Here is a 12,711-nt window from a genome sequence, read left to right as displayed (position 1 = left end):
AATGACGATCCATACGACGCTGCAAAATTCCATGCCCGAAATGGTGGCGATCCGCCGCGACCTGCACGAGCACCCGGAACTGGGCCTGGAGGAGGTGCGCACCTCCGATGTCATCGCGCGCCATCTGGAAAGCTACGGCTACAAGGTCACGCGCGGCCTCGCCAAGACTGGCCTGGTCGCGACGCTGACGAACGGCACCAGCCGCAAGTCGATTGGCATCCGCGCCGATATCGATGCCCTGCCGATCTTCGAGGAGACCGGCCTTCCCTATGCCAGCAAGACGCCGGGAAAAATGCATGCCTGCGGCCATGACGGGCACACGACCATGCTGCTGGGGGCTGCGAAGGCGATTGCCGAGCGGCGCAATTTCGACGGCACCGTGCACCTGATCTTCCAGCCGGCCGAAGAGAATTTCGGTGGCGCCAAGATCATGGTGGAGGAGGGGCTGTTCGACAAATTCCCCTGCGACGCCGTCTTCGCGCTGCATAACGAGCCGGGCCTGCCCTTCGGCCAGTTTGCGCTGCGCGACGGCCCGATCATGGCGGCAGTCGACGAGGCGCGCATCACGGTGAACGGCGTGGGCGGCCACGGCGCGGAGCCGCAGGAGACGCTTGACCCGATCGTCGGCGGCGCCTCCATCGTCATGGCGCTCCAGACCATCGTCTCGCGCAACATCCACCCGCTCGATCCGACGGTGGTGACGGTCGGCTCCTTCCATTCGGGCTCTGCCAGCAACATCATCCCGAGCCGGGCCGAAATCGTCGTCGGCATCCGCTCGTTCGATCCCGCGGTGCGCGACGAGCTGGAGCGCCGCATCCGCCTCATCGCCGAGCGCCAGGCCGAAAGCTACGGCATGACGGCGACGGTGGATTACCAGCGCTTCTACGACGCGACGGTCAACCACACGGCCGAGACGGACCTGGTGCGCCAACTCGCCACCCGCTTTGCCGGCGCCGACAAGGTCGTCGACCTGGAGCGGCCCTTCATGGGCAGCGAGGATTTCGCCTATATGCTGAAGGAACGGCCGGGCACCTATTTCTTCCTCGGCGGCAAGGGCGGCGAGAACGACAAGTCGCTCCACCATCCGGGTTACAATTTCAACGACGACCTGCTGCCCATCGGCGCCGCATTCTGGACGGAGCTTGCCGAACACTACCTTCGGGCCGGCTGATCGCCACAATTCGAACACAATTAAGGCTCGCCAAAGCGGGTCTTTCTGCCGATTTTTGGGGCGTCACACATTCGTGAAGCCCTTGAAATCGGCACGACGGATTTTTACCGCCACAATCGTTAACGGCGCAGCGTCTCGCTGCACCTTTTCCTCGCACGACCTTCGATCGTGCGAGGAGCGTTAAGATTTCCCGTTTGAAATCAGAACATTGCTGACGTGCCAGTTTTACAAAAAAACCGTCCATCCGGACGGTTTGTTTGTTTTCATGCGCCTTCGGTTGTGCTCCGCGAGCCCGGTTTTCATCGTTCAATAAACGTTGACGCCTGTTTCCAATTTAAGACCCTTCCATCCTTCAATTTGAGGGACCATCTTTATTTCACGAGAGCGACATAACGCTCCCGGAAGGACTGATGGGAAACGACGATGTCGAAGCGCGCCGACCGAAAGACCGCCCTGGACGCCCCAGAAAAGCGCTCCGCACCGACCCCGCCACCAGCGCGCGATGTCACGCGGCCGCGGTGAAATTCACCCGCCAGTTTTGAAACAGAGACATATCAAAAGCGCATAGAGAAGGACCACCACAATGACCAAGACCCTTAACACGACCTTTGTCGCCGCCCTTGTCGCCGCCTCCGTCTTTGGCGGCACCGCAGCGTTCGCCGGCGGTGACGGCGACTACTATTCGGGTGTTTCCCGCGAGCCGACCCAAAGCCAGAAGATCGACCGCTTCACCACGCAGAGCATTCGCAACGGCCATGCGGTGACCAGCACCCGGAGCACGGAAAACATCGGCCCGGCCAACGGCGACTATTACCGCGGCGTCGACCGCAACGACCGCTGACCCGGCATTTCTACCCAATACTCCTCCCAGGACTGAACCAGGACCATGACAATGACCAAGACCCTCAACCTAGCCTTTACCACCACGCTGGTGGCCGCCACGCTCTTCGGCGGTTCCGCCGCACTGGCCGGCGGCAGCTACTACGACGGCATCTGGCCCAGCGCGAAGCAGGACCGGATGATCGAGGAAAAGCGCCAGAGCAACCCGCGCGCCTATTCGGAATATACCAGGCAGGACGTCCGCGCGAAGCGCGTCGGCCCCGCCGATGGCGACTATTATCCGGGCCTCGACAGCTCCACGCTGGCCGATCGCTAAGCGGCAAAGCCCTTTCGTCATTCCACTCTCGAAGCTCCCGGTGCGAACCGGGAGCTTCTCGCGTTTAAGCCCGGCGGCGGCCGAAATGCCGCACGCGGGCGATTGTCGCGGTGCGGCAACGTGGGCCGCGCCGCCGAATTGACCTTTGCCTGTTTTGCGCCGCATTCTTTCATGCAGCCGCAACGTGCAGTCACCTGCGGCAGCCTCATGAAAGGACGCGGTCCATGTTCGAATCGCTGGACGCAACGCTGCTCGCCCGGTTCCAGTTCGCCTTCACGGTGTCGTTCCACATCGTCTTCCCGGCCTTCTCGATCGGCCTTGCGAGCTACCTCGCCGTGCTGGAAGGCCTGTGGCTCTGGACGAAGGACGAGGTCTATTTCGCCCTGTTCAATTTCTGGAAGACGATCTTTGCGCTCGCCTTCGGCATGGGCGTCGTCTCGGGCATCGTCATGTCCTACCAGTTCGGCACGAACTGGAGCGTCTTCTCCGACAAGGCCGGGCCGGTCATCGGGCCGCTGATGGGCTACGAGGTGCTGACGGCCTTCTTCCTGGAGGCGGGCTTCCTCGGCGTCATGCTGTTCGGCCTCAACCGCGTCGGCCCGAAGCTGCACTTCTTCGCCACACTCATGGTCGCCGTCGGCACGCTGATCTCCGCCACCTGGATCCTCGCCGCCAATTCCTGGATGCAGACGCCAGCCGGCTTTGCGGTGAACGATGTCGGCCAGTTCGTGCCGGTCGACTGGTGGGCGGTGATCTTCAACCCGTCCTTCCCCTATCGGCTGGTGCACATGGTGCTTGCCGCCTATCTCACGACCGCCTTCGTGGTCGGCGGCGTCGGCGCCTACCACCTCTTGCGCGGCGACGCGCCGAAGCGCGCGAAAAAGATGTTCTCCATGGCCATGTGGATGGCGGCGATCGTCGCGCCCATCCAGATTTTCGCCGGCGACATGCACGGCCTCAACACGCTGGAGCACCAGCCCGTCAAGGTGATGGCGATGGAGGGGCACTACCAGAGCCATCCGGACGGCGCGCCGCTCATCCTGTTCGGCATCCCGAATTCGGCCGAGCAGCGCGTCGATTACGCAATCGAGATCCCGAAGCTTTCGAGCCTCATCCTGAAACATGAGCTGAACGCTCCGCTCGCCGGCCTCGATTCCGTGCCGAAGGAGTTGCATCCGCCGGTCGGCATCGTCTTCTGGGCGTTCCGCATCATGGTCGGCATCGGTTTCGCGATGTTGAGCATCGGGCTCTGGTCGCTGTGGTGTCGGTGGCGGGGCACGCTCGGCGAGAACCGCTGGCTGCACCGCGCCGCCGTCCTGATGGGGCCCGCGGGCTTCGTCGCCGTGCTTGCCGGCTGGGTGACGACGGAGGTCGGCCGCCAGCCCTATACGGTCTACGGCCACCTGCTGACGGCGAATTCCGTGGCACCCATCGATGCGCCCGCCGTCGCCACCTCGCTCATCGCCTTCATCGTGGTCTACTTCCTCGTCTTCGGCGCCGGCACCTTCTACATCCTGCGCCTGATGGGCCGCCTGCCGCGCGATCCCATGCCGGATTTGCAGGACGGTCCGCTCCGCACCGCCGGCATCACGCCCGCCATCGCCACCAAAACCGGGAGCCACCACCATGGCGCTTGACCTTCCCTTCATCTGGGCGGCCATCATCGCCTTTGCGGTGCTCGCCTATGTCATCCTCGACGGCTTCGATCTCGGTGTCGGCATCCTCTTTCCCTTCTTCAAGGAGAAACACGACCGCGACGTGATGATGAACTCCGTCGCCCCCGTCTGGGACGGCAACGAGACCTGGCTGGTGCTTGGCGGCGGCGGGTTGATGGCGGTCTTCCCGCTCGCCTATGCGACGATCCTGCCGGCGCTCTACATGCCGCTCGTGCTGATGCTGCTCGGCCTCATCTTCCGCGGCGTCGCCTTCGAATATCGCTGGCGCACAAAGCGCGGCGAATTCCTCTGGGACATCGCCTTTGCCGGCGGCTCGATGGTCGCCGCCTTCTCGCAAGGCGTGGCGCTAGGCGCCCTGGTGCAGGGCATTCCGGTCGCCAACCGCGCCTATACCGGCGGCTGGTGGGACTGGCTGACGCCGTTCTCCATCGCGACCGGCTTGGCACTCTTGATCGGCTATGCCCTGCTCGGCGCCACCTGGCTGGTGATGAAGACGAGCGGCCCGCTTGCCGAACGCGCGCGGCGTTATGCGCTGAGGGCCGGCATCGGCATGCTTCTGGCCATGGGCATCGTTAGCCTGTGGACGCCCTTCCTCGAACCGCTCTACTTCGAACGCTGGTTCGGCTGGCCGACCGTCATCTTCAGCCTGCTGGTGCCGCTGCTCGTGCTCGGCTGCTTCGCGCTGCTGATCCACGGCCTGCGCACGGAGCATGATTCCCGGCCGTTCCTCGCCGCGCTCGGCCTCTTCGTGCTGGGTTTCGCCGGCATCGGCATCAGCTTCTATCCCTATATCGTGCCGACCTCGCTGACGATCTGGGAGGCAGCCGCGCCGCATGAAAGCCTTGCCTTCCTGCTGGTCGGCGCGGTCGTGCTGGTGCCCATGATCCTCGGCTACACGGCCTATGCCTACTGGGTTTTCCGCGGCAAGGTCGATCCGGAGGAGGGCTATCACTGATGACGGAGAATTCCACCGCGCGAAAACTTCTGTGGTTCGTGGGGCTCTGGGCGGGTGGCGTGCTGGCGGTGACGATCCTCGGTTTCGCCATCAAGCTCGCCATCGGCACGTAACCTAACGTAACGTTAAAATAGCCAGCTTCGCGCCAGCTTATATGCCTAGGTTCCGCCTCGGCCAGCATGCAGGCCCGCAAGTGGAAGACAGGACCGCACCCTCCTTTCGCTTAACCCCCGGGCCTGCATGTGGCCTAGTGTCTCGCGACAGAGAGATACCTTTCCCCCCAAACATTCCTCTGCTATCCGGTTCCCCATGAAGGAGACCGGCATGGCGAAGACCGCGGCAGACTGCACGACGATGACGGACATCCGGGAAAACATCGACCGGGTCGACCAAGCGCTGATGGCGCTCTTCGCCGAACGCTGGAGCTTCATCAACCGCGCTGCCGAGATCAAGGTCGGCCTCGGCATCCCCGCCGACGTGCCGGAACGCGTGAAGGAAGTGCGCGACAACGCCCACCGCAACGCGACGGAGCACGGCCTCGACGGCGATTTCTACGAAGGCATCTGGGCTCAGCTTATCCAGCACGCCATCGAGCACGAAAAGAAGCTGCTCGGCGAGGGATAAACCTCAGAGCTGATTGCGCTTGCCGAGATGATCTTCCCAATCGAGCGCCGTACGCACGATGAAGGCGAGGTTGTCATGCTCGGGCTTCCAGTCGAGTTCCTGCATGGCGACCGACGGATTGGCGACGATGAGCACCGCATCGCCCGGCCGGCGGGCGGCAAAACGCACCGGGAATTCCACTCCGGACACCGCCTTCACCTGCTCCAGCACCTCCAGCACCGAGAAGCCGCGGCCATAGCCGCAATTCGCGACGATCGAGCCGCCACCGGCCCGCATGCGCTGCAAGGCCTTGAGATGCGCATTGGCAAGGTCGGTGACATGAATATAGTCGCGCACGCAGGTGCCGTCCGGCGTGGGATAATCCGTGCCGTAGACGTCCATGCCGTTGCGCTTGCCGAGTGCGGCTTCGCTCGCGACCTTGATGAGATGTGTGGCGCCCGCCGTCGACTGGCCGGTGCGCCCGCGCGGATCGGCGCCCGCGACGTTGAAATAGCGCAGTGCCGTATAGGTGAAGTCGTGCGCGGCGGCGGTATCGCGCAGCATGATCTCGGTCATCAGCTTGGAGGAGCCATAGGGCGATTCCGGCCGAAGGGCTGCGCTTTCCAGCACCGGCTCGGTGCCATCCGGCGTGCCGTAGACGGCGGCGGTGGAGGAGAACACGAAATGTGGCACTTTCGCCGCGACGGCGGCCGCGATCAGCGCCCGTGACTTGACCGTGTTGTTCTCGTAATAGGAGAGGGGATCGGCGACCGATTCCGGCACGATGATCGACCCCGCGAAATGGATGATCGCATCGATGCTGTTTTCCGCAAAGATCGTCGAAAGCACAGCGGGATCGGCGATGTCGCCCTCGTAGAACCGCGCTTCCGGCGCCACGGCCCAGCGGAAGCCGGTGGAAAGCCGGTCGAGCACGACGACCTCTTCCCCGGCATCGACCAGCGCCCAGACCATGTGGCTGCCGATATAACCCGCGCCACCCGTAACCAGAACCGCCATGCCAACCTCCGAATCGTCCGAATGGCAGGCATATCACCCCGCACACCGGCCGGACGCAACCCCGCGCACGCCCCTCGCTTCAAAGGATAGACGAAATGTCCGACCGTTTCATCGTGCTCTCCGGCTGCTCCGGCGGCGGAAAATCCACCCTGCTCGAAGCGCTCCGCCAGCGCGGCCATGCCGTCGTCGAGGAGCCCGGCCGCCGCATCGTGCAGCAGGAACTTGCAACCGGCGGCAGCGCCTTGCCCTGGCAGGACCTCGCGGCCTTCGCCCGCCGCGCGATCGACATGGCGCTCGCTGATAGAGGGACAATGCAGGACCATCCCGGCCTCGTCTTCTTCGACCGCGGCCTGATCGATGCCGCATCGGCACTTGAGGCGCATAGCGGCGAACCCGCTCTGGCCTCGCTCGCAGCTGAACATCGCTACAACCGATTGGTTTTCCTCACCCCGCCATGGCCGGAAATCTATGCCGGCGACCCGGAACGCCGGCACGGCTTCGACGCCGCAGTCGCCGAATACGAGCGCCTGAAAAGCGTCTACCCGTCGCTCGGTTACGAGGCGATCATCCTGCCGAAAGTGACGGTCGCCGAACGCGCCGATTTCGTGCTCCGCCGCCTGTCCTGACGGTCAGCGCGCCGCGATATAGCGGGCGAGGCGATCGGCGGCTTCCGCAACGTCCTTCGGATCGCGCAGGAAGCAGGCGCGCATGAAGAGCCCGCCGCCCGGGCCGAAGGCCGTTCCCGGTGCCAGGCCCACATTGGTGCGATCGACGATGTCGAGTGCCGTGAGCCGCGAATCCGTGACGCCATCGATCTTCAGGAACGCATAGAGAGCCCCATCCGGCTTCAGCGTTTCCACCCGGTTGGTGGCGATCAGCGCATCGCAGAAGACGTCGCGGTTCTTCGCCGCCTTGTCGATATTCCCCTGCACGAAGGCGTCGCCCTCGTCGAGCGCCACGATCGCACCCTGCTGCAGGAACTGCGGCACGCCGGAGGTGGAATATTGAATGAGGTTTTCCAGCACCTGGCCGATTTCCGGCGGCGCGACGATCCACCCGACGCGCCAGCCCGTCATCGACCAGTTCTTCGAGAAGGAATTGACGAAGACGACCCGGTCCCCCTCTGCCATCACGTCGAGGAAGGACGGCGCCCGCCCTCCCGCATAGTGATAAAGCGCATAGATCTCGTCGGCCATGATCCAGAGGTCATGCCGCCTTGCGATCGCCAGCAGATTGGCAAGGTCCTCCCGCGTCGCCGTCCAGCCGGTCGGGTTGGAGGGCGTGTTGACGAAGAGCACACGCGTCTTCGGCGTGATCGCCGCTTCCACCCGGTCGAGATCCACCTGCCAGCGCCCGCCGGCAAAATCGAGCGTCACCGCGATGGGATTGGCGCCGGAAAGCTCTGCCGCCGCCGCGAAATTCGGCCAGGCCGGCGTCAGGTAGACGACATCGTCGCCCGGCGAAACGAGCGCCTCGATGGCAAGCTTGATCGCCTGCATGCCGGAGCCGACGACGTAAAAATGCTCCGCCGGCAGCGCCGCTCCGAAGCGACGGGCATAGTAGCGCGAAAGCGCCGAGCGCAATTCCGGAATGCCCCGCTGCCACGTATAGAAAGTCTCGCCGCGCAGAAGCGCATCGGAGGCGGCGCGGGAAATGAACTCCGGCGTCGGCAAATCCCCCTCGCCGACCCACAGCGGGATCAGCCCCTCGCGCCCGCGCGCATAATTCACCACCTCGACGATCCCGCTTTCCGGCGCCTGGAGCGATCGCGGGCTGAGGCTTTCGATAAGGGTCATGCAAATCACTCCGGCAAGATCTCGCCCGCGCAGGGGCGGACAAGCTCTAGCCGGTTTCGTGCGCCGGTTCACGCCAGTTTATCTGACGCTCCCATTGAATTCATTGATGGAAGCGCTTGCATATTTGAGAGGCCGCATCGGCTGGTGTCGCCGTTCCGCCACGCGCCGCGAAAGCAAGCGCGAAAAGAGGCGCGACAGGGCATCGAGCCCCTGCCATTCCGGCCGCTCCAGCGGATCGGCAAGCGTCTTCCTGCGTTCAGCGTTCCGCCTCGCGGCGGTATCGAATGCCATCATCCATTCCGGGCTCATGATCTGCTCCTTAAAACGTTGTTTCGTGTTGCAGGAGAGATAGGCGGGTGCGCCGGGGGATCGTAGACGCAAGCATGAAACGGCCGTTTCAGCCGCGTTCGATGCAGGTGGGCGGACTTTTCGCTATAGTCCGACCCATGGCGTGGAGACGAACGTGAACGAAGTCGACTGGGACGATCTGAAGCTCTTCTATCATGTGGCCGCGGAGGGCGGCCTCGCCGGCGCTTCCATGCTGACAGGCATCAGCCCGCCGACGATCGGCCGCCGCATGCTGGCGCTGGAACGCACCATGGGCCGCACCCTGTTCATCCGCAGCCAGCAGGGCTACCGGCTTGCGCCGGACGGCCAGATCCTGATGGAACACGTGCAGACGCTGCGCAAGACCGTCGCAGACATCACCCAATGGCACGGCGATGCCTTCACCCTGCCGATCGTCTCCATCGCCGGCGATATCTGGCTTTCCGGCTTCGTCGCGGAAAACACAGCAGCGCTCCGCCATGCGGGTGACGCTTTCCGTCTCTGCTGCAAACGCTGGCTGCCGGAGGACGACCTGACCTTCCGTCGCGGCACTGTGGCGCTTTTCGCCGCCGCGCCGAAGAGCGGCAATTTCGCGGTGCGGCGCACGGTCGATGTCGCCTATTGCGCCTACCGCGCGGTCGCGGCCAACACCAGCGACGACCTGCCCTGGATTTCCATCGGCACCGAAGTCGCCCTGTCAGAAGTCGAAAAATGGGTGTTCCGCCATCGCGAAGGCCAGATCCACACCTGGACCAACGCCCCCGAACTCCTGCCGAAGCTGATCGCCGGCGGCGCCGGCCGCGGCGTGCTGCCCGCCTATCTCGGAGACAGCATGCCCGCCCTGATGCGGGAAGGCGAGCTCATCGAAGACCTAACCCACCCCATCTGGCTCGCCGTCAACGACGACGACCGCCAACGCCCCGAAGTCCGCACCACCCTCGACCGCCTGGCCGCGCTGCTGAAGCGCAACGAAGCGCTGTTTTCCGGAAATCAGCCGAGGTTCCCCGCCGCGCGGGTCGTTTCGCGAGCGGCGGAGTAGAACGCCTAGTGCGTCGTCGGCACGTCATCTTCTTCCAAGAACGAACGAATGCCATCCCGCGCCACGGTGGCCAGGAATTCATCGAAGGCCTCACGGTCCGTGGCGAATGGTTCGTCCCATTCAAACAGGTCCTCGTTCTGCGTGACGACCTCCAGCTTCCAGTCGTTCTGGGTGCCGGCCGGCCTGTAGATATCGACGAGCACGGTAATGTCCTCCTCGGTATATTCCCCGGAGAGTTCGGAATGTTCCAGTTTCGGTTGTTTGGCCACGGCAGAAGATCCTCGAAAAGCGCGTCTCCCGATCAGGGCACCCTTGGTGCCCTTATCAGGGAATGCGACAGAACAGGACGGCCAGCGTGATCTCGCGGCAGCAACGTGACGTCAATCGGTCGCCCGACCCCGATCTAAAACTATCGGCAGTCGCGTCCAAACTGGTTGTGGCAGACGCAAAGCATTTCGTCCACCCTTGTGCGTGGAGGGCGCAGAGGACGCGTAGTAAAACAACGTCTGTCAGCGCAAACAGACTCAAATTTTTTAAAATTTCAATGATTTTAATGGCTTAGAGTGGTGCCCGGAGGCGGATTTGAACCACCGACACGCGGATTTTCAATTGGCTGAAGCAGTCGATATCCCTTTGTATCGACTGGCGTCAAGCTCTTTGTGCGCTAGAAATGCGCTAGTTTTGAGCCGGGGGCCGTTTTAATTCAGCAATGATTTTCGCAGCGCGCGTGAGAGCATTTTCCGCCGCAGTTAGTTCAACTGAAATCGTAAACAGGTCTCGCTCAGCAAGTGCCAAGAACGTCTTCAGAACTGCGTCAGAATGACGAGCAAGGATTATCAATTGCCGACCGTTGGGGCACCGCTCGCCCGCTAGCCAGTACTTCGCAGCTCTATCACTCGCTCCCGTCCATCTGGCAATCGTCTTGATCGCCCTAGTGCTGCCGCCGAGCTCTTCGCGCAAGGCAACGGCAATGGCCGCGCCATACTCCACCGGCAGAACATTTGTGCCTCTCTTCGGAACCATTGTTCCTCCCGCAACTGATATAGTTCTGCTTTGCCGCTAGTTGTGTCCTGGCCGATGGTGGTGTGCGTGGTAATCGACTGGATCCAGAAAAAGACCGCCGGACAAGGCACTGAACCGGGAGAGCTCACTCCAGCAGCGGCTTACGTCCGTATGTCCACTGAGCACCAAAAGTACTCGACTGACAATCAGCTCGACATCATCATGAAATATGCGGAACGCAACAACTTCGAGATCATACAGCAGTATGCAGACGAAGGAAAAAGCGGTCTTCGATTAATCGGCCGAGATGCCTTACAAACACTTATCTCGGACGTCGAAAGCCGAAGCGTAAAGTTCAAGGCGATCCTTGTTTACGACGTAAGTCGGTGGGGGCGGTTTCAAGACCCTGACGAAGCCGCGGAGATCGAGCTACGTTGCAAACGGCACGGTATCAAAGTGCATTATTGCGCCGAGCAGTTCGAAAATGACGGTAGCATTGGGTCGTCGATTATCAAGACCGTGAAGCGCGCGATGGCCGGCGAATACAGTCGGGAACTGTCAGTTAAGGTTCGGGCTGGGCAGGCTAACCTTATTCGACTGGGTTATCGGCAGGGAGGCGCCCCCGGCTACGGTCTCCGCCGGATGCTTGTGGATCAGACCGGCATGTCAAAAGGTGAGTTGCAACGCGGCGAGCAAAAAAGCATCGCGACCGACCGAGTTATTCTGGTACCGGGTCCGACCGAAGAGATTTTGGTCGTTCAGCGGATTTACGATCTGTTCGTAAGGCAAGCAACCGTCGAAGCTGAAATTGCCGAAATCCTGAACCGGGACGGCTTGCGAACGGATTTGGACCGGCCTTGGAGCCGGGGCACCGTGCATCAAATCCTAATAAACGAAAAATACGTCGGGAATAACGTTTGGGGTCGGACGTCCTTCAAGCTCAAGCAGGTTCATGTCAAAAATCCGCAAGAGGAATGGGTACGTGCTGAAGGAGCTTTCACCCCGATCGTTTCTCAAGACCTTTTCGATGTTGCACGGGCGATCATTGATGCCCGTTCCGACCGCTTCACCGACGACGAGATGCTTAAAAAGCTGGCGGAAATCTTCGAGCGCAACGGCTACCTGACCGCGATGATAATCGACGAGACTGAAGCGTGCCCATCAAGCAGCTCTTTCGGAACAAGATTTGGAGGCCTTCTGCGGGCCTACGCTCTCGTCGGGTTCGTACCTGATCGCGACTATCGATACCTGGAGGTGAACCGCGCGTTGCGGCGAATGTACCCTGACTTGGTAACGGAGATACTAGCGGGCTTGACGGCGGCTGGCGGGTCGGCCCATCAAGATCCGGCCAGCGATCTCCTATCGGTTAATGATGAGTTCACTGCCGCAATAGTTATTGTCAGGTGTATTGAGACAGCATCGGGCACTCTCCGTTGGAAAGTTCGGCTCGATACTCCCTTGAAGCCTGACCTGACGGTTGTTGTAAGAATGGCCCCATCGAACCAGCAGGTTTATGACTATTATCTTTTGCCACTGCTCGACATGCAAAACGCAGTGGTCAGGCTATTCGAGCTCAACGGGCTTTCCCTCGACGCGTACCGCTTTGACACGCTCTCACAATTCTACGCCATGGCGGCTCGTCGATTGTTGAAGGAGGTAGCGTAATGCCTGCGGTTCCTGCTCAAAAAGTTGAAATGATCCCGCTGGATAAGATCGTCATCGTAAATCCTCGGGATCGTAACAAGAAACTTTTCAAGGAGATTGTCGCAAACATCGGGCAGATTGGACTGAAACGCCCAATTACCGTCACCCGACGAATGGAAGCTGACGGACCATTCTATGATCTTGTTTGTGGCCAGGGTCGTGTAGAGGCCTGAATAGCCCCTAGATTTGTAGACGCCTTCTTTCCTAATTTTGAGGCAGGAAGAGCATCATGAGCAAATCGAATTTCAGCGAAGATTTTAAGCGT

Annotated in this window: 15 protein-coding genes; 10 read left to right on the top strand and 5 right to left on the bottom strand. The window is 61.7% G+C overall.

What is annotated here, in order from left to right; genetic code table 11:
* Window position 1 precedes the first annotated feature (1 nt).
* The 6 genes from J2Y63_RS14005 (at window position 2) to J2Y63_RS13980 (ending at window position 5,582) form a co-directional block, all read left to right on the top strand.
* On the top strand, window positions 2-1,171 hold the full coding sequence (locus J2Y63_RS14005; protein ID WP_435266586.1) for a M20 aminoacylase family protein: 1,170 nt from the start codon (window positions 2-4) through the stop codon (window positions 1,169-1,171).
* 583 nt (window positions 1,172-1,754) lie between these two features.
* A complete protein-coding gene (locus tag J2Y63_RS14000) occupies window positions 1,755-2,012 on the top strand; it encodes a hypothetical protein (protein ID WP_435266585.1) in 258 nt (85 codons plus the stop codon).
* Window positions 2,013-2,063: 51 nt separating this feature from the next.
* Window positions 2,064-2,327 carry a hypothetical protein gene (locus J2Y63_RS13995; protein ID WP_435266584.1) on the top strand — a complete coding sequence of 88 codons (264 nt, stop codon included), beginning with the start codon at window positions 2,064-2,066 and terminating at the stop codon, window positions 2,325-2,327.
* Window positions 2,328-2,551: 224 nt separating this feature from the next.
* On the top strand, window positions 2,552-3,964 hold the full coding sequence (locus J2Y63_RS13990) for a cytochrome ubiquinol oxidase subunit I (protein ID WP_435266583.1): 1,413 nt from the start codon (window positions 2,552-2,554) through the stop codon (window positions 3,962-3,964).
* Window positions 3,954-4,958, top strand: a complete 1,005-nt coding sequence (gene cydB, locus J2Y63_RS13985; protein WP_319323835.1) for a cytochrome d ubiquinol oxidase subunit II — start codon at window positions 3,954-3,956, stop codon at window positions 4,956-4,958. The genes J2Y63_RS13990 and cydB overlap by 11 nt, the downstream gene beginning before the upstream one ends.
* A 324-nt stretch (window positions 4,959-5,282) precedes the next feature.
* Window positions 5,283-5,582, top strand: coding sequence for a chorismate mutase family protein (locus J2Y63_RS13980; RefSeq protein WP_435266582.1), 300 nt, complete (start codon window positions 5,283-5,285; stop codon window positions 5,580-5,582).
* Window positions 5,583-5,585: 3 nt separating this feature from the next.
* Here J2Y63_RS13980 and galE read toward each other — a convergent pair whose 3' ends face one another.
* Window positions 5,586-6,578: a UDP-glucose 4-epimerase GalE gene (gene galE, locus J2Y63_RS13975; RefSeq protein WP_435266581.1), complete on the bottom strand. Its 993-nt coding sequence runs from the start codon at window positions 6,576-6,578 to the stop codon at window positions 5,586-5,588.
* Window positions 6,579-6,673: 95 nt separating this feature from the next.
* Between galE and J2Y63_RS13970 the strand changes: the two genes are divergently transcribed.
* Window positions 6,674-7,204, top strand: coding sequence for an AAA family ATPase (locus tag J2Y63_RS13970; protein ID WP_435266580.1), 531 nt, complete (start codon window positions 6,674-6,676; stop codon window positions 7,202-7,204).
* A gap of 3 nt (window positions 7,205-7,207) precedes the next feature.
* Here J2Y63_RS13970 and J2Y63_RS13965 read toward each other — a convergent pair whose 3' ends face one another.
* Together J2Y63_RS13965 and J2Y63_RS13960 are read right to left on the bottom strand one after the other, a co-directional pair.
* Window positions 7,208-8,374 carry a pyridoxal phosphate-dependent aminotransferase gene (locus J2Y63_RS13965; RefSeq protein WP_435266579.1) on the bottom strand — a complete coding sequence of 389 codons (1,167 nt, stop codon included), beginning with the start codon at window positions 8,372-8,374 and terminating at the stop codon, window positions 7,208-7,210.
* Window positions 8,375-8,452: 78 nt separating this feature from the next.
* Window positions 8,453-8,683 carry a hypothetical protein gene (locus tag J2Y63_RS13960; protein ID WP_435266578.1) on the bottom strand — a complete coding sequence of 77 codons (231 nt, stop codon included), beginning with the start codon at window positions 8,681-8,683 and terminating at the stop codon, window positions 8,453-8,455.
* 154 nt (window positions 8,684-8,837) lie between these two features.
* On the opposite strand from J2Y63_RS13960, the gene J2Y63_RS13955 reads away from it, so the two are divergent.
* Window positions 8,838-9,740: a LysR family transcriptional regulator gene (locus J2Y63_RS13955; RefSeq protein WP_435266577.1), complete on the top strand. Its 903-nt coding sequence runs from the start codon at window positions 8,838-8,840 to the stop codon at window positions 9,738-9,740.
* 5 nt (window positions 9,741-9,745) lie between these two features.
* Here the strand turns inward: J2Y63_RS13955 and J2Y63_RS13950 are convergent, their stop codons facing one another.
* Complete coding sequence (locus J2Y63_RS13950; RefSeq protein ID WP_319323828.1) at window positions 9,746-10,009, bottom strand: hypothetical protein; 264 nt, start codon at window positions 10,007-10,009, stop codon at window positions 9,746-9,748.
* 406 nt (window positions 10,010-10,415) lie between these two features.
* Window positions 10,416-10,763, bottom strand: coding sequence for a hypothetical protein (locus tag J2Y63_RS13945; RefSeq protein ID WP_435266576.1), 348 nt, complete (start codon window positions 10,761-10,763; stop codon window positions 10,416-10,418).
* 66 nt (window positions 10,764-10,829) lie between these two features.
* On the opposite strand from J2Y63_RS13945, the gene J2Y63_RS13940 reads away from it, so the two are divergent.
* Both J2Y63_RS13940 and J2Y63_RS13935 read left to right on the top strand, forming a co-directional pair.
* A complete protein-coding gene (locus J2Y63_RS13940) occupies window positions 10,830-12,407 on the top strand; it encodes a recombinase family protein (protein WP_435266575.1) in 1,578 nt (525 codons plus the stop codon).
* Window positions 12,407-12,619 carry a hypothetical protein gene (locus J2Y63_RS13935; protein WP_435266574.1) on the top strand — a complete coding sequence of 71 codons (213 nt, stop codon included), beginning with the start codon at window positions 12,407-12,409 and terminating at the stop codon, window positions 12,617-12,619. The genes J2Y63_RS13940 and J2Y63_RS13935 overlap by 1 nt, the downstream gene beginning before the upstream one ends.
* The last annotated feature ends 92 nt before the right edge of the window (window positions 12,620-12,711 follow it).

The sequence above is a fragment of the Shinella sp. BE166 genome (assembly GCF_051201095.1).
GTDB lineage: Bacteria > Pseudomonadota > Alphaproteobacteria > Rhizobiales > Rhizobiaceae > Shinella > Shinella lacus.
Note: the sequence above shows the minus strand (reverse complement) of the source record. Positions and strands in the feature narration are given on the sequence as shown.